The 23,057-nt window shown below is 30.6% G+C and carries 19 protein-coding genes and 1 tRNA gene; 9 read left to right on the forward strand and 11 right to left on the reverse strand.

Annotated features, from left to right (window positions below; translation table 11 throughout):
• Positions 1-133: 133 nt before the first annotated feature.
• Positions 134-2,236 (reverse strand): ATP-dependent DNA helicase RecG, encoded by a 2,103-nt coding sequence (gene recG, locus LG45_RS09725; RefSeq protein ID WP_035126594.1) that lies wholly within the window; start codon positions 2,234-2,236, stop codon positions 134-136.
• A gap of 364 nt (positions 2,237-2,600) precedes the next feature.
• Between recG and LG45_RS09730 the strand changes: the two genes are divergently transcribed.
• Both LG45_RS09730 and LG45_RS09735 read left to right on the forward strand, forming a co-directional pair.
• On the forward strand, positions 2,601-4,685 hold the full coding sequence (locus tag LG45_RS09730) for a M1 family metallopeptidase (protein WP_035126596.1): 2,085 nt from the start codon (positions 2,601-2,603) through the stop codon (positions 4,683-4,685).
• A gap of 105 nt (positions 4,686-4,790) precedes the next feature.
• The gene (locus tag LG45_RS09735; RefSeq protein WP_035126598.1) at positions 4,791-5,624 is read left to right on the forward strand and encodes a hypothetical protein; all 834 of its coding nucleotides are present in this window, start codon (positions 4,791-4,793) and stop codon (positions 5,622-5,624) included.
• A gap of 57 nt (positions 5,625-5,681) precedes the next feature.
• Here LG45_RS09735 and LG45_RS09740 read toward each other — a convergent pair whose 3' ends face one another.
• A complete protein-coding gene (locus tag LG45_RS09740; protein WP_035126600.1) occupies positions 5,682-6,203 on the reverse strand; it encodes a DUF7935 family protein in 522 nt (173 codons plus the stop codon).
• A gap of 114 nt (positions 6,204-6,317) precedes the next feature.
• On the opposite strand from LG45_RS09740, the gene LG45_RS09745 reads away from it, so the two are divergent.
• Positions 6,318-8,654: an ATP-dependent helicase gene (locus LG45_RS09745; RefSeq protein WP_035126601.1), complete on the forward strand. Its 2,337-nt coding sequence runs from the start codon at positions 6,318-6,320 to the stop codon at positions 8,652-8,654.
• A gap of 90 nt (positions 8,655-8,744) precedes the next feature.
• On the forward strand, positions 8,745-9,365 hold the full coding sequence (locus LG45_RS09750; protein ID WP_035126603.1) for an L-threonylcarbamoyladenylate synthase: 621 nt from the start codon (positions 8,745-8,747) through the stop codon (positions 9,363-9,365).
• A 101-nt stretch (positions 9,366-9,466) separates the two neighbouring features.
• Here the strand turns inward: LG45_RS09750 and LG45_RS09755 are convergent, their stop codons facing one another.
• The 3 genes from LG45_RS09755 to LG45_RS09765 all read right to left on the reverse strand — a co-directional run bounded on the left by LG45_RS09755 (position 9,467) and on the right by LG45_RS09765 (position 11,819).
• Positions 9,467-10,297, reverse strand: a complete 831-nt coding sequence (locus LG45_RS09755) for an OmpA/MotB family protein (protein ID WP_035126605.1) — start codon at positions 10,295-10,297, stop codon at positions 9,467-9,469.
• A gap of 78 nt (positions 10,298-10,375) precedes the next feature.
• Positions 10,376-11,368, reverse strand: a complete 993-nt coding sequence (locus LG45_RS09760; protein WP_035126607.1) for a glycosyltransferase family 2 protein — start codon at positions 11,366-11,368, stop codon at positions 10,376-10,378.
• Positions 11,369-11,372: 4 nt separating this feature from the next.
• Entirely contained in the window at positions 11,373-11,819 is a 447-nt protein-coding gene (locus tag LG45_RS09765; protein ID WP_035126609.1) for a type I restriction enzyme HsdR N-terminal domain-containing protein, read from the reverse strand.
• Between the two features lie 62 nt (positions 11,820-11,881).
• Here LG45_RS09765 and holA point away from each other — a divergent pair, with 62 nt between their 5' ends.
• Together holA and LG45_RS09775 are read left to right on the forward strand one after the other, a co-directional pair.
• The gene (gene holA, locus LG45_RS09770) at positions 11,882-12,886 is read left to right on the forward strand and encodes a DNA polymerase III subunit delta (protein WP_035126611.1); all 1,005 of its coding nucleotides are present in this window, start codon (positions 11,882-11,884) and stop codon (positions 12,884-12,886) included.
• 50 nt (positions 12,887-12,936) lie between these two features.
• Positions 12,937-13,119 (forward strand): CAL67264 family membrane protein, encoded by a 183-nt coding sequence (locus LG45_RS09775; protein ID WP_035126613.1) that lies wholly within the window; start codon positions 12,937-12,939, stop codon positions 13,117-13,119.
• On the opposite strand, the gene LG45_RS09780 is transcribed toward LG45_RS09775, so the two are convergent.
• A complete protein-coding gene (locus LG45_RS09780) occupies positions 13,116-13,991 on the reverse strand; it encodes a lysophospholipid acyltransferase family protein (protein ID WP_035126615.1) in 876 nt (291 codons plus the stop codon). The genes LG45_RS09775 and LG45_RS09780 overlap by 4 nt on opposite strands.
• Positions 13,992-14,095: 104 nt before the next feature.
• Here LG45_RS09780 and LG45_RS09785 point away from each other — a divergent pair, with 104 nt between their 5' ends.
• Positions 14,096-14,737, forward strand: a complete 642-nt coding sequence (locus tag LG45_RS09785; protein ID WP_035126772.1) for a rhomboid family intramembrane serine protease — start codon at positions 14,096-14,098, stop codon at positions 14,735-14,737.
• 40 nt (positions 14,738-14,777) lie between these two features.
• Positions 14,778-15,473, forward strand: coding sequence for an SIMPL domain-containing protein (locus LG45_RS09790; protein WP_035126774.1), 696 nt, complete (start codon positions 14,778-14,780; stop codon positions 15,471-15,473).
• A gap of 57 nt (positions 15,474-15,530) precedes the next feature.
• On the opposite strand, the gene LG45_RS09795 is transcribed toward LG45_RS09790, so the two are convergent.
• Together LG45_RS09795 and LG45_RS09800 are read right to left on the reverse strand one after the other, a co-directional pair.
• Positions 15,531-15,611: transfer RNA gene (locus tag LG45_RS09795), tRNA-Tyr, on the reverse strand.
• A gap of 149 nt (positions 15,612-15,760) precedes the next feature.
• Positions 15,761-16,891, reverse strand: a complete 1,131-nt coding sequence (locus LG45_RS09800; RefSeq protein ID WP_035126617.1) for a TlpA disulfide reductase family protein — start codon at positions 16,889-16,891, stop codon at positions 15,761-15,763.
• Between the two features lie 159 nt (positions 16,892-17,050).
• Between LG45_RS09800 and LG45_RS09805 the strand changes: the two genes are divergently transcribed.
• Complete coding sequence (locus LG45_RS09805) at positions 17,051-19,015, forward strand: endonuclease (RefSeq protein WP_035126619.1); 1,965 nt, start codon at positions 17,051-17,053, stop codon at positions 19,013-19,015.
• A 1-nt stretch (position 19,016) separates the two neighbouring features.
• Here the strand turns inward: LG45_RS09805 and LG45_RS09810 are convergent, their stop codons facing one another.
• The 3 genes from LG45_RS09810 to mnmE form a co-directional block, all read right to left on the reverse strand.
• Positions 19,017-19,412, reverse strand: coding sequence for a response regulator (locus tag LG45_RS09810; RefSeq protein WP_035126621.1), 396 nt, complete (start codon positions 19,410-19,412; stop codon positions 19,017-19,019).
• Entirely contained in the window at positions 19,409-21,226 is a 1,818-nt protein-coding gene (locus tag LG45_RS09815) for a sensor histidine kinase (RefSeq protein ID WP_165570802.1), read from the reverse strand. The genes LG45_RS09810 and LG45_RS09815 overlap by 4 nt, the downstream gene beginning before the upstream one ends.
• A 284-nt stretch (positions 21,227-21,510) precedes the next feature.
• Entirely contained in the window at positions 21,511-22,902 is a 1,392-nt protein-coding gene (gene mnmE / locus LG45_RS09820) for a tRNA uridine-5-carboxymethylaminomethyl(34) synthesis GTPase MnmE (RefSeq protein ID WP_035126625.1), read from the reverse strand.
• Positions 22,903-23,057: the final 155 nt, after the last annotated feature.

Genomic DNA, 23,057 nt, shown 5'->3' on the forward strand with positions numbered 1-23,057 from the left:
AGATAAATTATGAATGACTTTAGTATTCAAAAATTGTTTAATAAACAAAAGTAGATTTTAGGATTGGGAAAATTTTGGAAGTTAATTTTTATTTAACATTTGTAGATACAACATTAACATTTAGTAACAATTGTTAACTGATATAATTCCAAATATTCTTTTTAGCGCTCATTTCTATAAAGATTTCACGCAATTTTTGATATTCTGGTTTTTCCATAGAAGCGTCCTCTTTTAATAATTTTATGGCGTATTCTCGAGCAACCATTAGAATATCTCGGTCTTTAACTAAATCGGCTATTTGTAAATTTAGAATACCACTTTGTTGTGTTCCTAAAATATCTCCTGGACCGCGAAGTTTCAAATCGACTTCGGCTATTTCAAATCCGTCGTTGGTTTTGCACATGGTTTCTAATCTAGTTTTACTGTCGTTGCTCAATTTGAATCCAGTCATTAAAATACAATAACTTTGATCGGCACCACGACCAACTCGACCTCGCAATTGATGCAGCTGAGATAATCCAAATCGTTCGGCACTTTCAATAACCATTACACTTGCATTTGGTACGTTAACACCAACTTCAATAACCGTTGTTGCAACCATAATATTTGTTTTTCCAGCAACAAATCGTTGCATTTCGGCTTCTTTTTCGGCTGGTTTCATTTGTCCGTGAACAATTGAGATAGAATAATTCGGCAAAGGAAAATCTCTAGAAATACTTTCATATCCATCCATCAAGTCTTTATAATCCTGTGTTGAACTTTCATTAATCAACGGATATACAATATAAACTTGTCTTCCTTTAGCAATTTCATCTTTCAAAAACTTCCATACTTTTAATCGGTTGGAATCAAATCGATGTACCGTTTGAATTGGTTTTCTTCCTGGAGGCAATTCGTCAATAACAGAAATGTCTAAATCACCATACAAACTCATTGCTAAAGTTCTCGGAATAGGAGTAGCGGTCATCACTAAAATGTGTGGCGGGATTTCGTTTTTCTTCCATAATTTAGAACGTTGTTCTACACCAAAACGATGTTGCTCATCTATAACTGCCAATCCTAAATTATGAAATTTTACTTTATCTTCAAGTAAAGCATGAGTTCCAATTATTATATCTAATGTTCCGTTTTCTAATTGTTCGTGAATGATTTTTCTCTCGGCAGTTTTACTTGAACCTGTTAATATTTTTATGTTGATATTTAAATCTTTAGCCAATTCGGTTAAACCGATAAAATGCTGATTGGCAAGAATTTCTGTTGGAGCCATTAAACAACTTTGAAAACCATTGTCTTTTGCTAAAAGCATACACATCAATGCCACAATCGTTTTTCCTGATCCAACATCGCCTTGAAGCAAACGATTCATTTGGGCATTACTTCCCATGTCGTTTCTAATCTCTTTAATCACTCTTTTTTGAGCATTAGTCAATTCAAAAGGTAAATGATTGTTATAGAAATCGGTGAAATTAGTTCCAACTTTATCAAATGGATGTCCTTTAATTTTGTGTTTTCGAATTAAGTTTTTGGTAATTAATTGCAATTGAATAAAAAACAATTCTTCAAATTTTAATCGAAATTGGGCTTTCGCCAAAAGTTCCTGACTTTTCGGAAAATGTATGTTGAACATCGCTTCATTTTTAGAAATTAATTTCAAATTATCTAAAATATTGGATGGTAAAGTCTCTATAAATTGGGCTTTGGTTTCAATAAAAAGTTGTTGCATGGCTTTGTTTACAACTCTATTGGTAATGCCGCGTTGCGTTAGTTTTTCGGTACTTGGATAAACTGGTTGCATGGCACTTCTTAAACTTGCTTTATGCTCAGCCAACAATTCCATTTCTGGATGTGCCATTGAATATTGGCTACCATAATTGGATGTTTTTCCAAAAATCACATAAACTTCATTGAGTTTTAAACTTTCACGAATCCATTTTACACCTTGAAACCATGTTAAATCCATTTGCCCAGTTTCGTCGGTAAAAGTTGCTACTAATCGCTTTTGATTTTTACCAAATTCAACTGTTTTCATATGAATTATTTTGCCAATAATTTGAACTTCGGCAGTTGTTCCTTGTAATTCATTGATTTTGTAGTAACGAGTTCGGTCAATGTATCTATTTGGAAATAAATTCATTAAATCTCCATAGCGATGAATATTGAGTTCTTTTCGAAGCAATTCGCCACGAGAAGGACCAATACCTTTTAGATATTCTATAGGAGTTTGTAATGGATTCATTTAAATAGCAATTGGAATATTATTTCAATAAAGCGAAGATAGATTTTTATTGTATAAACTGAAAACGTTTTAATGTATAAATAGCTAACTTGAATTTAGAATGATAATGAGATTTAATTAATGTTTTTTATATAAAAATTGATGATTTTTATTAATTTTTATATAATGTCTATATATTTATTTATATGTTTTATTAATTAATATATAAATAGTATTGATTAATAAATAAAATGTATTAAAAAATTAATAAAAGTTATTAATTAATTGATAAAAATCATCAATTTACCACGTCTTTTTAAACCTTTTGATAAAATGTCGAAGCAATGTAAAAGTCTGTTTATATTTGTAATTCAATTAAAATGCTATGAAATATTTAATTCTGCTTTTCTTTTCAATGCTATCATTTGGTCAACAAACAAGTAAAGTTGATTTCAAAAAAGCTTTTGTCGATATCAAAATCAATTCAAATGAAAAGCATGTTTCTGGAAAAGTCACTTATGAATTTGTTGTAATTGAGCCTGTTGACACCATTAGAATTGATGCTGTAAATAGTGAATTTTCAGATTTAGTAATTAATGGAAAAGTTGTCAATTTTAAATCTACTAAAAAGGATTTGTTACTATTTGAAGGATTTAAAATAGGAAAAAATAAAGTTACTTTTAGTTATTCAGCACAACCAAAACAAACAATGTATTTTACTGGAATTGGACAAGGACAACAAGTTTGGACACAAGGTCAAGGAAAATACACAAGTCATTGGTTGCCAAGTTTTGACGATGTAAATGAGAAGGTGATTTTTAATATGAAAGTAACTTACAACGAAGCATTTGAAATAATTTCTAACGGAACTTTGGTTAAAAACGAAGCAAATTCTAATTATAAAACGGTTCATTTTGAAATGCAAAAACCAATGTCTTCCTATTTGGTTATGATAGCGATTGGTGATTTTCTTCATAAAACAGAACGATCTAATTCTGGAATTCCTTTAGAAAATTATTATAAACCTGTTGATGAAAATAAATACCAATATACTTACAAAAATTCGACAGAGATTTTTGATTTCCTTGAAAAAGAAATAGGAGTCAAGTATCCGTGGAAAGTGTATCGTCAAGTTCCAGTAGAAGATTTTCTTTATGCCGGAATGGAAAACACATCTGCAACGATTTTCGCACAAGATTATGTTGTTGATGAAAGCGGATTTAATGATAGAAATTATTTGAATGTCAATGCTCATGAGTTGGCACATCAATGGTTTGGCGATTTGGTTACAGCGAAATCAGGAAAACATCATTGGCTTCAAGAAGGTTTTGCAACTTATTATGCTTTGCTAGCAGAACGAAAAGTTTTTGGTGACGATTACTTTTATAATCAGTTATATAGTTACGCCAATAGATTAAAAATTGCAGCTAAAACCGATTCAATTCCAGTGATGAATGAAAAAGCTAGTTCACTGAGCTTTTATCAAAAAGGTGCTTGGGCTTTACATTTTGTAAAAGAATCAATTGGAGCGAAGAAGTTTAAAAAAGCAGTTAAAAATTATTTGAAGAAATACCAATATAAAAATGCTGAAACTGATGATTTTTTAGCCGAAATTAAAAAAGTATCTGATTTTGATACAGAACAATTCAAGAAAGTTTGGTTGGAAGATTACAAATATCCTGCAAATGATATCAATTTTCTTTTGACAAAAAATGGATACCTACGTGATTTATTAAAACTGCAAAGTGAACGAAAAACATCTTTAGAAAACAAATACAATTTGTTAAAAACAGTTTTAGAATCAGATGGATATTTTCCTTTAAAAATTGAAGTTATTTATCAAATTAGAAGTGAATCTTTTGATAAAGTTTCTGAGTTGTTTAAAATTGCGATGAAATCTAATGATGTTGCTATTCGTAAAGCAGTTGCTGAAACACTATCTAAAGTTCCTTTTTCATTTAAATCAGATTACGAAACATTATTACATGATAAATCGTATGACACAAAGCAAGCTGCGTTTGTGACTTTATGGAAAAATTTTCCTGAGGAGCAAAGTAAGTATTTAGAAATTGCTAAAAATTGGCAAGGCAGAAATGATAAAGAATTAAGAATACTTTATTTAACGGCTTGTATAAATTATGCTGATGTTCACGAACAAGATGATCAAATGGCGTCGATTAATGCTTTAAAAGCTTTAAGTGAATTAAAAAATTACACTTCACCAAGTTATGAAAGTTCGGTTCGCCAAAACGCGTTAGAGAGTTTTCTTTCACTTTATCCAGAGAATGATGAAGTTCTTAAAAACTTAGTAAACGCTACAACACATCATAAATGGCAGTTTACCAAATATGCTCGAGATAAAATTAGAGAATTGATCAAAAAAGAATCGTATTTTATCTTGTTCGAAAATTTGCTTTCAAGTTTACCCGAAGACGAACATTTTCAACTAAAACGTTTACTTGTAAAATAATTAGGTTGTGTTAAATATTTAGATAAATTAATTAAAAAAAGCTTGCTTTTCACGCAACCAAATCAACATTTTTGCATCTTTGCAGTATAAAGTGTATTTACAAATATGAAAAAAATTATTGCATTAATAGCTCTAGTTACAATTGGTTTATCTTGTTCAACAGATGTTGATACTAATGGAAGTTTTGGCAACTCTAAAATTGTTGGTTTTTTAAAACCAATTCAAAATGTTACTCATGTTGAAGATGAAGGTGTAGTTTTAAAACAATTTCCCTTTGATTTACTAAGCAATGGTAATGGTAATGGTTCTACGTTTAATGAGGATGTAACAATAACGTTTACGGTAGATGACGTTTTAAGTACAGCAACGGCTGGGTTGGAGTATGATTGGGTAAATGATTCAAATCAAGTGGTTATTCCTGCAGGACAAACTTATGGTTCACTACCATTAAATATTAATACCGGAAATTTTAATGACCTTCAAAATACATCTTTAGTATTAACAATGACTTCTGTAGATAAAGAAGGTTTTGTAATTTCAAGTCAAAATAAGAAATTAATAATAAATTTTGTTAAATGCCTTTCCTCAATTGAAGGAGTTTATAATGTTGTTGTGACAAGAGAAGACGGTGTTGTTAAGACATTTTATAACGAAAGTATTGAATATGTTTCTGCAAATTATTACAAAACCACAACTACTGGACATTGGCCTCTAAATTCAATTGCTACTAATCAAGGATTTTTCCTTTCTGATGTTTGTGGCACTATTCAAGTAGCATCACAAAGTCTTGCACAAGGATCTTATACTAATATTGTGAGAGGATTGTCGTTTGACGGTCACGATGGAGAAGTAATTGATGAAAATAGTTTTCAAGTAACTTATGAAATTACATTTGCAACAGGAAATATGACGTATACAAGTGTTTATACAAGAATTTAAAGTTTAAATTATATAAATTAGATTAAACAAAAAGCCTTCCAATTCGGAAGGCTTTTTTTATAAAAATTCTTTGACTTCGGTTTTCAAATAACTCAAGGCTATATTTGTTGCCGATTCACCTTCAAATAAATTACTTAAAATGGCTTCTCTAAGTTTATCAGAGTTAGCAATTTCAACACTCATTGTAGTTTTTCTAATGTTTTGAATGATAGTGTTTTTAGCCGATGAAATCATTAACCAACATTCGTCTGAGACATATATTTGTTGTGTTAAATTGTGCTCATATTCTTGCTCAATATGCTGAATTAATAAATGTTGATACTGTACTTTATCATCACTTAAAGGCGCCACTCTTATTAATAATTTTGCTGGATTAATTCGTTCAAGAAGTAATGCCAATCGTTCATAAGCTTGAAGTTTTAATGGTAACGCTTGCTTCTGATTTTCTTTTAGCAAATTAAAACGTCTTCTTTTTTCTTCACTTTCGGTAAATGTTTGAAACGAATAATAAGCCACAGCACCAGTAATTAATGCTGGTAACGTGTAAAAAGCCAATTCAATTATTTTATCAGTATTCATTTTTTGTACTATTTTTTGGTTTCTTTAATTTGTTGACAAATATAATAGAATAAACCATAAAAATATATTGCAATTCAAATGTAGTAAACGTAAATTTGAACTTTATTTTTTTCTATGCAACAATACATCAGTCAACTTAACGAAGCGCAACAAGAACCTGTTTTACAAAAAGATGGACCAATGATTATTATCGCTGGCGCCGGATCGGGAAAAACACGTGTATTAACTATGCGAATTGCTTATTTAATGAGCTTGGGAGTTGATTCGTTCAATATTTTGGCACTTACATTTACCAATAAAGCGGCACGTGAAATGAAAAAACGTATCGCAGACATTGTTGGAAGCAACGAAGCCAAAAACCTTTGGATGGGAACTTTTCACTCTGTATTTGCTCGAATTTTGAGAAGTGAAGCCGATAAATTAGGATTTCCTTCCAATTTTACTATTTACGATACTCAAGATTCGGTTCGATTAATTTCTGCCATCATAAAAGAAATGCAATTGGATAAGGACGTTTACAAACCTAAACAAGTTTTAAGCCGAATTTCATCCTATAAAAATTCCCTAATTACGGTAAAAGCCTACATGAATAATCCGGAGCTACAGGAACAAGATGCCATGTCTAAAAAGCCTCGATTAGGAGAAATTTACGCCAATTATGTAGATCGATGTTTCAAAGCTGGAGCAATGGATTTCGATGATTTACTATTGAAAACCAATGAATTATTAAATCGTTTTCCAGATGTTTTAGCCAAATATCAGGACCGATTTCGATACATTATGGTGGATGAGTACCAAGATACCAACCATTCTCAATACTTAATTGTAAGAGCTTTGTCGGATAGATTTCAGAATATTTGTGTTGTTGGTGATGATGCTCAAAGTATTTATGCTTTTCGTGGTGCCAACATCAATAACATCTTAAATTTCCAAAAAGATTATGATAATGTAAAAACCTATCGATTGGAACAAAACTACCGTTCTACAAAAAATATTGTGGAAGCCGCCAATTCGATTATTGATAAAAACAAAACCAAATTAGATAAAGTTGTTTGGACAGCCAATGATTATGGCGCCAAAATAAAAGTGCATCGCAGTTTAACCGATGGAGAAGAAGGCCGATTTGTAGCCAGCGAAATATTCGAACAAAAAATGCGAAACCAAATGATGAACGGTCAGTTTGCCATTTTGTATCGCACCAACGCACAATCGCGCGCAATGGAAGATGCGTTAAGAAAGCGCGATATTCCTTATAGAATTTATGGAGGATTGTCTTTTTATCAACGCAAGGAAATAAAAGATGTTCTTTGTTATTTGCGATTGGTTATCAATCCGAAAGACGAAGAGGCTTTGATTCGTGTTATCAATTATCCAGCGCGAGGAATTGGCGATACAACTGTTGAAAAGCTTACTGTTGCTGCCAATCATTATAAACGTTCCATATTTGAAGTGATGGAACACATCGATAAAATTGATTTAAAATTAAATTCTGGAACCAAAGCCAAGTTGCAAGATTTTGTGACAATGATTAAAAGTTTTCAGGTTATTAATGAAAATCAGGATGCTTTTTATTTGACCGATCATGTAACGAAAAAAACTGGTTTAGTTCAAGAATTAAAGAAAGACGGAACTCCAGAAGGCATCGCTCGAATAGAAAATATTGAAGTTCTAATGGGCGGGATCAAGGATTTCATTGAAGGTCAGCGTGAAATTGATGGAGCTCGTGGCGCATTATCTGAATTTATGGAAGATGTAGCATTGGCAACCGATTTAGACAAAGACACAGGCGATGATGATCGTGTGGCATTGATGACGATTCACTTGGCAAAAGGATTGGAATTTCCTTATGTTTTCGTAGTTGGATTGGAAGAAGATTTGTTTCCGAGTGCTATGAGTTTGAATACAAGAAGCGATTTGGAGGAAGAACGCCGATTATTTTATGTTGCCTTAACTCGTGCTGAGCATCAAGCGTATTTAACTTATGCTCAATCAAGATACCGTTGGGGAAAACTTACCGATAGCGAACCATCACGATTTATAGAGGAAATTACTTCTGATTATTTGGAGTACATAAATCCGAGTGATAATGGTGGTTATCGATACAAACCGATGATGGATATTGATATTTTTGGAGATATTGATAAATCTAAACTACGACTGGCAAAACCAGTTGGAGGAACGCCACCAAAAAGATATGGTGATGAACCAGTTTCTTCGTCAACTATTCGTAAATTGAAACCTGTTGGAAACAATACTAGCAATGAAGCAGGTCCAAATCTATTCGATAACAAACTCACAGCAGGAAATATTGTAATGCACGAACGCTTTGGGAAAGGTGAAGTAATAAACCTGGAAGGAGTTGGGGCTGATAAAAAAGCCGAAATCAAATTTGAAGTTGGCGGAATTAAGAAATTGTTATTACGATTTGCGAAACTAGATGTAATCGGATAGTTTAAATTGTTTAATGTTGTTTGTAATGGTTTAATTCCGTTATAAAACAACGTTAAACTTTTAAATAATTTTAAACTTTAAACAAAAAAAATGAGTCAATTTATAAAAATATACGAAGACAAACCTAACGAAGCTGCCATTAAAAAAGTAGTTGAAGTGTTGCGCAATGGAGGTTTGGTGATTTATCCAACGGATACCGTTTACGGATTGGGTTGTGATATTACCAATACAAAAGCTCTTGAACGAATTGCAAAAATTAAAGGAATTAAGCTAGAAAAAGCCAATTTTTCCTTCATTTGTAGTGATTTAAGTAATATTTCTGATTATGTGAAGCAAATTGACACGTCGACTTTTAAATTGCTAAAACGTGCTTTACCCGGACCATATACTTTTATCTTACCTGGTAATAATGATTTGCCGAAAGAATTTAGAAAGAAAAAAACCGTCGGAATTCGTGTTCCAGATAATAATATTGCAATTGAAATTGTTCGAATGTTGGGCAATCCAATTGTATCAACTTCCATTCATGACGATGACGAAGTTTTAGAATATTCTACAGATCCCGAATTAATTTTTGAAAAATGGCAAAATCTAGTCGATATGGTAATTGATGGTGGTTATGGCGATAATGTTGGTTCTACAATTATCGATTTATCGGGCCATGAACCAGAAGTTGTTAGAGAAGGGAAAGGAAGTTTAGATATTTTATAAAATAGAAAATAATAAAGATTCAGGAAAATATTTTAAAAAAAGAAACGCCTCGATTTCTCTAGGCGTTTCTTTTATTTTTAAATCTGCAATCTGAAAACTGCTTATTGCTTCTTCATTTCTTTTTCAATCATTTCGTAGAATTCGTCAATTTTTGGTAAAACAACAATTCTAGTTCTTCTGTTTGTAGCTCTGTTTTCAGCAGTTTTGTTATCAACTAACGGAATAAATTCACCACGTCCAGCTGCAATTAATTGCGATGGTTTCACACCCAAATCTTTAGTTAAAACTCTAATAATTGCAGTAGAACGTTTCACACTTAAATCCCAGTTGTCAAGTAATACAGCGTTTCCAGTGAACGGAACGTTATCGGTATGTCCTTCAACCATGCACTCAAAGGTTGGTTTGTCGTTTATAACTTTAGCCACTTTAGCCAAAACTTCTTTTGCTCTGTCACTTACCACATAACTTCCGCTTTTGAAAAGTAATTTGTCGGCAATCGATATAAACACAACTCCTTTTTCTACGTTAATTTCAATGTCAGGATCAGAAATTCCAACCGAACTTTTTAAACTAGTTACCAATGCTAAGGTTACACTATCTTTCTTAGTTAATGCATCTTGCATTCTAGAAATTTTCAAGTCTTTTTCTTTGATGGTTTCTAAGGCTTTTTCAATATTTTGAGCACCTTTTGTTGATAGAATGGTCATGTCTTTAGACGCACTAATCAAGTCTGAATTATTCTTTTTCAAATAATCATTTTGCTGACTTAAAGCATCCTTTTCTGATAAACATAAATTTAGTTTTACAGTTGTCGAATTAAGTAAATCTTGACATTCTTTATTTTTTTGCTCCAACTCGGCAATTTTCTTTTTTGTACCACACGATGTTAAAGTCAATGCAGCCAACGAAAACATTAAAATTACTTTTCTCATATTATTTATTTTTGATTTTACAAAATTACGATTAAATGAATGTAATAACGATGTATTACCCTAAAGTATTGTTAACTTTTACTCAAATACTTTGCCATTCTTAACAAAATAGCGGTAAACAATACTTTTTGTATAATAATAATTTTGCCTTTGGATGGTGTTTCGTTTCTTTAAGTTTCTAGAAATCAGTCCGAAAAAAGAATAATGTGCCTTTACAATTGCAAAACAATGTTTGAATTTTCCTTTAACAATAAATTGAATTCCGGCAATTCCGTCCAATATTAATCGAATAAAAATTATAGAGAACAATTGATTTTTTGGTAAATTCTTCAACAACATTAACAAAGAGTTTCTAAAATTTAAAAATGTTTTCCTTGGATTTCCTTCGTTTAAAGTCGCTCCTCCAACATGATAAACAACAGATTTATAAGTATATTTAGCTTTGTATCCTAAATTAAAAGCACGCCAACATAAATCAATCTCTTCTTGATGAGCAAAAAAGTCTCCGTCAAATCCGTTTAATTTTCTGTAAACTTCTTTTCTAACAAAAAAGCAAGCGCCAGTTGCCCAAAATATTTCGCGTTCATCATCATATTGATTCAAATCTTTTTCGATTGTATCAAAAATTCTACCACGACAAAAAGGATAACCATATTTATCAATAAATCCGCCAGCAGCACCAGCATATTCAAATAGTTCTTTATTTTTGAAATCTAAAATCTTAGGTTGAATTATGGCAATTTCTTTTTCATTTTCAAATATCGATAGGATAGGAGAAAGCCAATTTGCAGTAACTTCAACATCAGAATTTAGCAAGCAATAATACTCTTCTTCAACGTTTTTTAATGCTACATTATAGCCATTTGCAAAGCCATAATTGGCATCGTTTTCTATAATTTTAACCGAAGGAAATTTCGATTTTACAACTTCAATTGAGGAATCAGTAGAAGCATTATCGGCTACGTAAATTGTAGCTTCATCTGAAAATGAAACTATTGACGGTAAAAATTGCTCTAACAATTTGGCACCATTCCAATTCAAAATTACTACAGCTATTTTTTTGTTTGTCATTTATTTATAGGCTAAAATCGGGCAATTGTTCAAGGAAAACGTACTTCTCATTTTCAAAATCCATTTCGCAAAAGTAATGATTTAGTCCGTTAGTAACCATCAAGTATTTTGCTTTTAATGTAAGATTATATCTTGCAATTTGATCGAAAGTTTGTTGGGTTATTTTTACTTCTGGTGCTTTACATTCTACTAATAGAAAAAGTGTTCCATCTGGTTGAAAAACAACCAAATCATAACGTTTAGTTAGATCATTAATCTTAATTAATTTTTCAACATTAATGTACGATTTTGGGTATTTTCTTTCTTGTAAAAGATACTGCGTTACATGCTGACGAACCCATTCCTCGGGTGTAAGAATTATAAATTTTTTCCTAATTTCATCGAAGATAGCTACTTTATTTTCACTATTTTTGAACCGAAACGTAAATGTTGGAAAATTGAGTTTTTGCATAACACAAAAATAGTTATTTTAGACTAACTGCCAACTGTTACTGAACACTGAATACTAAAATAATGGACGAAGTAGTAAAAATAATTAACGATATAAAAGCCGGAAACATCAAACCCATTTATTTTTTTATGGGCGATGAACCTTATTATATTGATAAATTGACCGAATATATTGAGCAGAATGTGTTGCAAGAACACGAACGCGATTTCAATCAAACAATACTTTACGGACGTGATGTAACAATTGAAGATGTAGTAGGAAATGCGAAACGTTTTCCAATGATGGCAGACAGACAAGTGGTTGTGGTTAGAGAAGCACAGGAACTTTCTAGAACTATTGATAAATTAGAAAGTTATGTCGAAAATCCACAAACTACTACAGTTTTGGTTTTTGCTTATAAATATAAAACACTCGATAAACGTAAAAAAGTGACTAAACTTTTGGGCAAACACGGAGTAGTTTTTGAAAGTAAAAAAATGTATGAAAATCAAGTTGGAACATGGATTAATAGAATACTTTTGGGAAAAGGATATTCCATCGAACCAAAAGCTAATGCTATGTTGGTTGAATTTCTTGGAAATGATTTGAGCCGAATTAGCAACGAACTTAATAAACTTCAAATAATCCTCCCAAAATCGCATACGATTACTCCAAAAGACATTGAAGAAAATATTGGTTTTAGTAAGGATTTTAATGTATTCGAATTGCAAAATGCTTTGGGTTCTAGAAATCAATTGAAAGCTTATCAAATTGCTCAGTATTTTGCCGATAATCCTAAGGATAATCCTATGGTAGTGACTACTAGTTTGGTTTTTAGTTATTTTATAAAAGTTTTAAAATACCACGGATTGAAAGATAAAAATCCTAAAACTGCAGCTCCAATTCTTGGTGTTAGTCCGTTTTTCATGAAAGATTATGAAGTAGCACTAAAAAATTATCCAATGAAAAAGGTTAGTGCAATAGTTTCATCTCTACGTGATATTGATGTGAAAAGTAAAGGTGTTGGCGCAAATAATCTTCCTACTCACGATTTACTAAAAGAAATGTTAGTTAAGATTTTTAATTAAAAATTATATTCTGATATTTGTAATTCTCAAACAAATTTAAAAATTAAGTTATGGCAATGAATAAAAATACCGTTTTCGGATGGGCAACTTTTATAATGATAATAATGGGATTAACATTAATTGCACTTGGCGCTTTTAGATATGACGATACTGCAGGTTGGGGTTTTGCCGCAACAGGAGTAGGATTTTTAGCAAATGCATGGGTATTTAGTTCACTTAAAGGAAGAGTTTAATCTTTCTTTTTGTGTTTCCATCTTTTGTGCGTCCACAAATAATATTCGGGTTGTTCATGAATTTGTTGTTCTACTCTAGCCATAAAATCCTCCGATAATTTATAATTAGGAATTGTATGAATATCTTCGGTCATCACTTCAAAACTTGCTTCATAATAGCCACGTTTTATTTTCTTTGTCCTTAAGAAAATAACATTCATATTGTATTTTTTAGCTAATTTTTCAGCACCAGTATGAATTGGGGTTTCAATTCCCATAAAATGATGCCAATATAATAATTTAGACCAACGCGGTGTTTGGTCGCTAGCAAAACCATAAACTCCTAGAATACCATCTTTTTTATTTTTTTCTATAGTAGATTTTGATTGCTTTGTAGTGATTAAATACGCTTTAAATCTCGAACGGATATTTCTTACTAATTTGTCAAAGTACTTATTAGCAATTTGTTTATAAATACCATATCCTTTAAAACTTATGTGCTTATTCATCGATAAAACCCACTCGTAGCTGGCATAATGTGCGCACATTAACGCAATACTTTTCCCTTGTTTTTCTAAATTTTGATAAGTCGCAAGATTTGTGAATTTAAAACGTTCGTCAATTTCTTTCTGTGTAATATTCATTGTTTTTATCATTTCTAAAAACATATCACACATGTGAGAATAGAATTTTTTTTCAATTTGAGTTCGTTCTTCTTCTGATAAATGAGGTAATGCTAATGCAATATTTTGTCTAACTACTTTTTTTCTATATCCGATAATTTGGTAAACTAAAAAATAAATACCATCAGAAAAAATATATAATAATCTGAAAGGTAGTATAGATATAAGCCAAAGTAGTGGGTATAATATTATAAATAGCAATAGTTGCATTCGACTTTTTTTTTGCAAATATACGTTTTAATGCAATTTATTGTTTTTGTTTGATAAAACCTATTGTACAATTCTTATTTTTACTAAAATTATTGACTATGGACATGAATGTTTTTTTGATTGCGATTATTGTAATTAATGTAATTATTAGCTTTAAAGGTTTTGACGATTTGTATTTTTTTAGAAAATATGAGTTTCATGTAGGAAGTATTCGCTCTGGTGAACAAGTACGTATGGTTTCTTCTGCATTTCTTCATGCCGACATTCCTCATTTGGCATTTAATATGTTGACTCTTTATTTTTTCGCACCAGTTGTATATGGCAATTTGGGTAATTTATCTTTTGTATTAATTTATTTTGGAAGTTTATTATTTGGAAGCTTGCTAACTATGCTTTTTCATAAAGATGATTATAGTTATAGAGCAATTGGAGCTTCTGGAGCAGTTACTGGAGTTTTATATTCGGCAATATTGCTTAATCCAGATATGAGTTTGTATCTTTTCTTTATTCCAATACCAATTCCTGCTTATTTATTCGGAATAGGTTATCTATTATATTCAATCTACGGAATGAAAGCTAAGAATGATAATATTGGACATACGGCACATTTTGGTGGAGCAATTGGCGGATATGTAATTACTTTAATAAAATTACCGTCATTATTTGCAGATAATTTGTTGATGGTGATTTTATTAGCTATTCCAATTATTATTTTATTTGTATTAGCCAAGTTTGGAAAATTATAATGGCACAACTTTTGAAATAAATATAAAAAAAATAAACATTATGAAAAAATTAGCCCTAGTAGTATTAACGTTATTCGTAAGTATGTCACACGCACAAGAACAAAAGCAAATTCCACAAGTATCCGTTTCAGGTGAAGGAAAAATTAAAGTAAAGCCTGATCAGGTTGTAGTTAATTTTGGAGTTGAAAACGTTGGTAAAGATGCTCAAGAAGTAAAAAAAATGAACGATGAAAAAATTGAAAACGTTTTAAAATTCATCAAAAAGTTTGGAATTCCATCATCAGATTTTCAAACTACAAATGTTAGCTTAAACAGAAACTATGATTATGATAAAAAGAAGTATAATTTTCAAGCATCACAATCTATAACTATTACATTGAAGGATATTTCTAAGTATGATGAGTTAATGATGGGATTGGTTGATAACGGAATTAATAATATTAGTAACGTAGAGTTTAAATCAACTGAAATCGAGAAGTACAAATCAGAAGCAAGAAAATTAGCCATAAAAGATGCTAAAAAGAAAGCCGAAGATTTTGTTTCTGTATTAGGTCAAAAAGTTGGTAAAGCACTTTTAATAACTGATAATTCCTCTAACTATTATCCTCCACAGCCAATGTTTAAAGGAGCTATGTTAGAAATGGCAGCAGATATGGGTGGCGCACCAAGAGAAACACTTGCCGTTGGTGAAATTGAAGTAATCACAAATGTATCCGTAAGTTTTGTGTTAGAATAGTAAAACAAAACATAAAAAAAGTCCAGATTTTGTCTGGACTTTTTATTTTAAATAATGTGGGGAGAGCAGGATTCGAACCTGCGAAGTTTTCACAGCAGATTTACAGTCTGCCCTCGTTGGCCGCTTGAGTATCTCCCCATTCGCTTAACGAGGTTGCAAATATAAAAACACTTTTCATGTTTGCAAACTAATTTCAAACATTATTTTGTAATAAATTTTAATCTTTTGGGAATGAACTAAATAAAAAAATCTCCAACCAGGAGATTTTTTATTAATGCATACAAATACTAGTTTTCTGCTAATAATTCGGTCACTTTATCTTTCAATTCTTTTCCAGTAAGGTCTTTTGCAACTACAACTCCGTATTTATTTAATATAAATGTCTTTGGAATTGAATTTACATTATACATAAGCGCAATTGGCTCGCTCCACTCTTTTAAGTTTGAAACCTGCGTCCAAGTAATTCCATCTTTAGCTATTGCTTGTTTCCAATTATCTAAATCTTTGTCTAGCGATACACCAACAATATTTAAACCTTTAGAATGTAATTCATTGTATAAAGCTACTACATTAGGATTTTCCATTCGACAAGGTTTACACCATGAGGCCCAAAAATCAATAATTGTTACTTTTCCTAATGATTCTTTTAATGAAATAACTTTTCCTTCTGGAGATTTTGCAGAAAAATCAGGCGCTTTTGTTCCTACATCTACACTTTTAAGTTTTTTAATAACCTTTAGAATTTTTTTACCTTCTGAATGATTTTTTAATGTTGTGTCTAGAGCATTATAATATTTTTCAATTTTAGGTAAATCGGGTTCAATTTCATTAAACATTCCGTAAATTATTAACACAGAAATATATGATTTTGGATGTTCTTCAACATACTTAATTACATAATTTTTCATATTATTCTGTAAAACTTTATAATCAGCTTTCAATTGATTTATTGTTTTTTCATCATTACTTTTTTGAGCATTATCTAATTTTGATTGATTTTTTTTCTCATAATCTTTTATAGCTTTCTGAAATTCTGTTCTCTTGTCAGTAAAAGACTGCATTTCATCATTATTGTATGTACCACTAACTTTAGATTTTTGAATAGAATCTTTGTCAATTACAACTTCAATTTCACCACTTTCTACAATAGCATATAGACTTATAGGCTTCTCATTTTTTATTTGAATAACATGCATTTGCGGTTCAGTAACTTTTCCTTTGAATACAAATTTTTCATTTTCTACTTTAACAGTATCTACAGGAACCATTCCCAGAGAATCATCTTGTCTTAATAAAGTAACTTCTTTTCCATTAGCAATTCCTTTCGCTTTACCTTCTAAAATAAATTCACCATCTTTCGCTTTACTACAAGAAAATAATAATGTTGATAAAAATGCAATTAATACTAATTTTTTCATATTTGATATTTAATTTAAATTTGACGCAAAAGTATTTAAATTTTAACAATATCAAATTACATTTATGATATGTTTACAATAAATATAACTGTTAATTGATGTTGTTTTAAATTAGTTTAAAATTATAATTAGTAATTTTGTAGAACTAATTCTACAGTTATGTTTAAAAAAATACTTTTTTATTTTCTTTTATTTACTACATTTTCATTTCAAGCTCAAATTGTTATTAATGAACTCGATAGTGACACACCAAGTACTGATGATAAAGAGTTTATAGAGTTAAAATCTACAACTGCATTTTTACCTCTTGATGGATATGTTTTAGTTTTATATAATGGAACTGGTTCTCAAGCAAATTTAAGTTATTATGTTATTGATTTAGACGGGTATACCACAGATATAAACGGAATATTTGTTACAGGAAACAATTTAGTTTCTCCTGTACCAGACAAATTTTTACCAGAAAGTATTTTTCAAAATGGTCCCGATGGTGTAGCTTTATATTTAGGAAGTTCTTCAGATTTTCCTAATAACACATTGGCTACTTCTACTAATTTAGTAAATGCAATTGTTTATGGAACAGCAGATCCAGATGCATCAAGTTTAATGACTATTCTTGGAGTAACCACTCAATTAAACGAAAGTGCAGGAACAGGTGGAAGTACGGTAAATTCTATACAAAGAAAAAATGACGGAACTTATGAAAGCAAACCACCAACTCCAAGTGCAAATAATGATGGAACCGGTTTTATTTATAATGGAATTACAATTGCGGTTTCTACAAATACAACTACAGAAGTTGGTTCATTTACTGTAACCTTTACTACTCAAACAAATGTAATTTCCGATTTGAGTTTCAATTTTACATTGGATAATGGTTCGTTTAATACTTCTGATTTTATTGGAAATACAGCGGTTTTTATAACAACGGGTTCTAATACTTTTTCAACAACATTAAATTTAGTTGATGATACTTTAGATGAAGGGGATGAATTGGCTAAAGTTAAGTTTGGAGTTCTTCCATCACAATACAATCGTTTGAATGATGAAATTGAAGTTCGAATTATTGATAATGATTTCTTTACACTACCATTTGGAACACCATTAAATCCTACTTATGGAAATGTAATGAGTACAGCGCCAACTGGTTATTATGCTTCTTTAGAAGGACTTTCTGGTGTAGCTTTAAAGCAAGCTGTTCAAAATATTATTGCCAATCCAGCTGTTGTTAGAGCTCATAGTTATGGTGATGTTACTGATATTTTAAAAACTGCCGATCAAAATCCGTTGAATAGTAATCAGGTTTGGTTGATGTATGTTGAAACTCCTAGACCTAAATTTGATTTTCAAACTTCAAGTAATAGTCTTGGAAAATGGAATAGAGAGCATATTTATCCTCAATCTCGCGGTGGTTTTGCCGATGGAACTTCAGATACTGCTGATGGTATAAATATTTGGTTGCCTACAAATGCAAATGATATTGTTGCTGGTCATGCCGATGCGCATCATTTAAGAGCTGAAGATGGACCAGAAAATACAATAAGAAACAATAAAGATTATGGTTTAACTGGTTATAATGGTCCGAGTGGAAGTCAAAATTCTTGGAAAGGCGACGTTGCGAGAGCCGTTTTCTACATGGCAGTTCGATATAATGGATTGAGCGTTGTAAATGGCGATATTCCTGACACAACAGTTGGTCAACTAGGTGATTTAGCAACATTATTGGCTTGGAATACATTAGATCCGAAGGATGATTTTGAAATGAATAGAAACAATTATATTTACACTTGGCAAGTGAATCGAAATCCGTTTATTGATTATCCAAATTTAGCCGATTATATTTTTGGTGCAAATGTTGGTCAACCTTGGTCAGCTAGTTTGTCTACAGATAATTTTAGCAATCGAAATGTAGTTCTTTATCCTAATCCTGCTAAGAATTATTTCATAGTTTCTGGAGTTGAAACTTTGAGTAAATTGGAATTATTTAATGTAGTTGGTACTAAAGTTTTAGAAGCAGAATTTATTGGTGAACATCAATTTAATATCGATCTATCATCAGGTATTTATTTTGCCAAAATTACATCAGATAACAAATCTCTAATTAAAAAAATCGTGATTGATTAAATTAGTTTCTCATTATAATTTCTGTAATATCTTCTGATTTTATTGGTTTCGAATAATATCCTAATACATTTTTATTTGATTTAGCTTTTTCTACATCGTCATGTGATATTGATGAGCTAACTATATAAATTTTAATGTTTGAAAGTGAGTTTTCATCCATCAATAATTCAATATTATTCATAAAATCCCACCCATCCATATATGGCATTTCTATATCTAGAAGAATGATGTTAGGCATCTTTTTATTATCTAACAAAGAAGATTTTATACTGTCAATTGCCTCTTTTCCATTTGAATACGAAATTATATCAATGTCAATTTTTGTTAAATGCAGTATTTTATTCATCAAAAATTGATAAATCGGATCGTCATCAATTATACAAATTGTTTTTTTCATTTAAAAAATATTGAAAAAGTTGTACCTACATTTAATTCACTTTCAACGGTAACAGTTCCGCCCATGGCGTCAATTTGATTTTTAGAAATAAATAAACCAACGCCTTTACTCTCTGGACTGTTGTTGAACGTTTTGTAAAGTCCAAAAAGTTTGTCGCCATTTTTCTTTAAATCAATTCCAATTCCGTTATCAGCAATCTTTAAAACTCTTTTTTCAGTGTCAAAGCTAATATTTATTTCCGATTTTTTTTGAGTATGGCTATAACGAATGGCATTTGAAATAAAATTATAAAGAATACTTTCTAAATAGGAAATATTATAATTTACCATAACATCTTTGGAAACAGTATTACATATTTTCAGGTTTTTTTCATAGACTTTATCGCTAAGTAAGTTTATGGTTTTTTCAATGTATGTATGTAAATTTAAAGACTCAATCGTTAAGTTAACATTGGTTCTAATATTAACAACTTCATTTAAATTATACATGGTTTCGTTCAACGAATGCGAAACTTTTTTCAATAAATCAATCATCTCATCTCGTTCTTCTTTACTTTCTGCTTGATCTAAAAAGTCTGCAATTGTTTGAATGTTGCTAGTGTGCGATCTAAGATTATGAGAAACTATGTAAGAAAAATTTAGTAGTCTTTTGTTTTGTTCAGTTACAATATTGAAGGATTCTTTTAAATTTTCTTCGGCTCTTTTTTTATCTGTAATATCTTCAATAATAGTCATGTGAGTTTTTGATTTACTATTATTTTTCCAAAGCGCTGCAACCAATAGATTTACTATAATTATTTTACCCGATTTGTGATAAAATCTGTTTTCTAATGAAAATTCCATAATTTCATCATTCAATAATTGCGTCATCTTAGAATTGAAAACATCTAAATCGTCAACATGAATTGTTGATTCAAAATTAATTTGCTTCATTTCTTCTGCAGAATAGCCTAAAATGGAACAATAATGAGTATTAATATCCAAGTATTTCCCCGACATGCTATCAATTTTTGCAATTCCAACTGGAGCTTGTTCGAAAAGTGCTCTGTATTGTTTTTCGCTCAATACTAATCTGTTGGATTTCTTTTTTAATAATTTTTGAAGTTCTGCAGGTCGTTTCAATAAATAATATACAGTAAATCCAGATACAATTGATAATAAAAAACCAAGTATAAATGACATTAAAATTTGACCAATTATGGTGTTTTTCTTTGTCGAAATTAGATACAATTTCCAATCTCCTTCAGAAATTGTTACTGTTTGGTAATAGTAGTCTGAAAAATTAGTTTTTGATGGCAAAAAAAACTCTTCTTTGTTAGTAGCAGGATTTTTCTTTGAAAACTGAAAATAGTATTTACTTTTGTCTATAGATTCCACACCAGAACTTTTCATTAAAGTTTCTAGCTTAATAACTACTGCCGAAAATCCCCAAAATTTATTATTTTTATACACAGGCAATCTTCCTACAACACCAATTCCTCCTTGAATTAGTTTGATTGGACCAGCAAAATACATTGTTCTACGTTCTATAGATTTTTCGGCTTCTTTTCGAATATTGTAATGACTTTTTAAAATGTTATAATTTAGTGCTGCTTTGTTTTCTTCTAATGGAAAAACATTAGAAATTATTCCGTTTGGTACTAATTGTACAGCATCAATTCCTGATTTATTATCAATTAGTTGTGAGGCAATTTCATTAAAATTTTCTGGATTACCATCATCATTTATGGTCATTGCCAATGTTAATGTCGCTGTGTAACTAGTCTTCAAAATTTGTTGAAAATTTTGCTCAACAACATTTAATATATTAGACATTTCACGTTTTTCACTTTCTTTAATCACTTTGTAACTTAGTGAAACAATGAAGACAATTAAGGATAACATTATTACAAAAAAGATAAACCCAAAAGTTTTGGGATAGGAGTAAAGCCATTTAGAAAATTGCTTTTTTTTGTTAACCATAAAAGTGTAGTTCTTTTTTTAAACTTTAAAAAGATAAAGTTAAGTTTTTTTTATGATAAATTATTGAATCTTCTATAAATTCACAATATTGAATTCTTAAAAAAAATAAATTATATTTAATAAAATGGTTAAATTAACTATTTTCCTATACAGAAATTAGCAAAGATATTCCCAAGTAATTCATCGTTAGTAACTTCGCCAGTAATTTCACCAAAATAAAATAATGCCTGACGAATGTCAATCGCCATAAGGTCGGAAGGGATACCGCTGTTTAATCCAAATTTCACTTTCTGAATTTCTTCCAAAGCTTTCAATAACGAATCGTAATGCCTTGTATTAGTGATTATCGTTTCATTATTACGTAATGCACCAGTATTCACAAAAGATAATAATTGATTCTTTAAATCGTCAATTCCAGTTTTGTTTTTTGCAGATAGTAATAAGGCATTCGAAATTTCTGAATTAATATTTTCTACTAATTCAGCAGTCATTAAATCCATTTTATTAAAAATAACCAATAAAGCTTTAGATGGATATTTGTTTTTAATTTGTTGAATTTCTGATTTTAGTGATTCTAAACTGTTATCTGACAACTGAGAACTATCGACTAAAAAAAGAACCACTTGTGCTTGTTCTATTTTTTCAAAAGTCTTTTTGATTCCAATACTTTCTACAACATCAATGGTTTCGCGAATTCCTGCAGTATCGATAAATCTGAAACCAATTCCGCCAATTACTAATTCATCTTCAATGGTATCACGTGTTGTTCCAGCAATTTCAGAAACTATGGCGCGTTCTTCATTTAATAAAGCATTCAATAAAGTCGATTTTCCAACATTGGGTTCACCAACAATGGCTACTGGAATTCCGTTTTTTATGACATTTCCAACAGCAAATGAATCAATTAATCGTTTTAAAACAAATTCGATTCTATTTAATAAATCATGAAACTGCGTTCTATCGGCAAATTCTACATCTTCTTCGGCAAAGTCTAATTCTAATTCGATTAAGGAAGCAAAATTTAATAGTTCTTCTCTTAATTTAGAAATTTCATTGCTAAAACCACCGCGCATTTGTTGCATCGCAATTTGATGTGACGCTTCATTGTCAGACGAAATTAAATCGGCTACAGCTTCTGCCTGAGATAAATCTAACTTTCCATTTAAAAAAGCACGAAGTGTAAATTCACCAGCTTGAGCCATTCGACAACCTTTTCTAAGCAATAACTGAATAATTTGCTGCTGAATAAAAGTTGAACCATGGCAAGATATTTCAATAACATTTTCGCCGGTGTACGAATTTGGATTTTTAAATATCGAAACCAAAACTTGATCGTAAATTTTTGGGCCATCTACAATTGTTCCAAGATGAATCGTGTGTGTTTTTTGGTTACTCAAATCTTTACCCGAAACCGATTGAAAAACTTCTGCAGCAATTGTAATCGCGTCTTTTCCAGACATTCTAATAATAGCAACAGCGCCAGCTCCAGATGGAGTTGCCAAAGCAACAATAGTTTCGTTGTAAATCATAATTTTTTATTTGAAAGTGCAAAGATACCATTTTAAAATTCTTTTCAAGAAGGAAGATTTAGTTTGATATTTATCTTAACAATCGATGTTAAATAATTGCAAATATGAGCGTTGTCATGTTTTATCTGGCTTTATTGAAGTACCTTTATGATATT

The organism is Flavobacterium aquatile LMG 4008 = ATCC 11947 (assembly GCF_000757385.1).
Classification (GTDB): Bacteria; Bacteroidota; Bacteroidia; order Flavobacteriales; family Flavobacteriaceae; genus Flavobacterium; species Flavobacterium aquatile.

Excerpts from the sequence above, each read along its gene's own strand:
- recG (WP_035126594.1), bottom strand. The coding sequence starts at position 2,236 with ATGAATCCATTACAAACTCCTATAGAATATCTAAAAGGTATTGGTCCT.
- LG45_RS09730 (WP_035126596.1), top strand. The coding sequence starts at position 2,601 with ATGAAATATTTAATTCTGCTTTTCTTTTCAATGCTATCATTTGGTCAA.
- LG45_RS09735 (WP_035126598.1), top strand. The coding sequence starts at position 4,791 with ATGAAAAAAATTATTGCATTAATAGCTCTAGTTACAATTGGTTTATCT.
- LG45_RS09740 (WP_035126600.1), bottom strand. The coding sequence starts at position 6,203 with ATGAATACTGATAAAATAATTGAATTGGCTTTTTACACGTTACCAGCA.
- LG45_RS09745 (WP_035126601.1), top strand. The coding sequence starts at position 6,318 with ATGCAACAATACATCAGTCAACTTAACGAAGCGCAACAAGAACCTGTT.
- LG45_RS09750 (WP_035126603.1), top strand. The coding sequence starts at position 8,745 with ATGAGTCAATTTATAAAAATATACGAAGACAAACCTAACGAAGCTGCC.
- LG45_RS09755 (WP_035126605.1), bottom strand. The coding sequence starts at position 10,297 with ATGAGAAAAGTAATTTTAATGTTTTCGTTGGCTGCATTGACTTTAACA.
- LG45_RS09760 (WP_035126607.1), bottom strand. The coding sequence starts at position 11,368 with ATGACAAACAAAAAAATAGCTGTAGTAATTTTGAATTGGAATGGTGCC.
- LG45_RS09765 (WP_035126609.1), bottom strand. The coding sequence starts at position 11,819 with ATGCAAAAACTCAATTTTCCAACATTTACGTTTCGGTTCAAAAATAGT.
- holA (WP_035126611.1), top strand. The coding sequence starts at position 11,882 with ATGGACGAAGTAGTAAAAATAATTAACGATATAAAAGCCGGAAACATC.
- LG45_RS09775 (WP_035126613.1), top strand. The coding sequence starts at position 12,937 with ATGGCAATGAATAAAAATACCGTTTTCGGATGGGCAACTTTTATAATG.
- LG45_RS09780 (WP_035126615.1), bottom strand. The coding sequence starts at position 13,991 with ATGCAACTATTGCTATTTATAATATTATACCCACTACTTTGGCTTATA.
- LG45_RS09785 (WP_035126772.1), top strand. The coding sequence starts at position 14,096 with ATGAATGTTTTTTTGATTGCGATTATTGTAATTAATGTAATTATTAGC.
- LG45_RS09790 (WP_035126774.1), top strand. The coding sequence starts at position 14,778 with ATGAAAAAATTAGCCCTAGTAGTATTAACGTTATTCGTAAGTATGTCA.
- LG45_RS09800 (WP_035126617.1), bottom strand. The coding sequence starts at position 16,891 with ATGAAAAAATTAGTATTAATTGCATTTTTATCAACATTATTATTTTCT.
- LG45_RS09805 (WP_035126619.1), top strand. The coding sequence starts at position 17,051 with ATGTTTAAAAAAATACTTTTTTATTTTCTTTTATTTACTACATTTTCA.
- LG45_RS09810 (WP_035126621.1), bottom strand. The coding sequence starts at position 19,412 with ATGAAAAAAACAATTTGTATAATTGATGACGATCCGATTTATCAATTT.
- LG45_RS09815 (WP_165570802.1), bottom strand. The coding sequence starts at position 21,226 with ATGTCTAATATATTAAATGTTGTTGAGCAAAATTTTCAACAAATTTTG.
- mnmE (WP_035126625.1), bottom strand. The coding sequence starts at position 22,902 with ATGATTTACAACGAAACTATTGTTGCTTTGGCAACTCCATCTGGAGCT.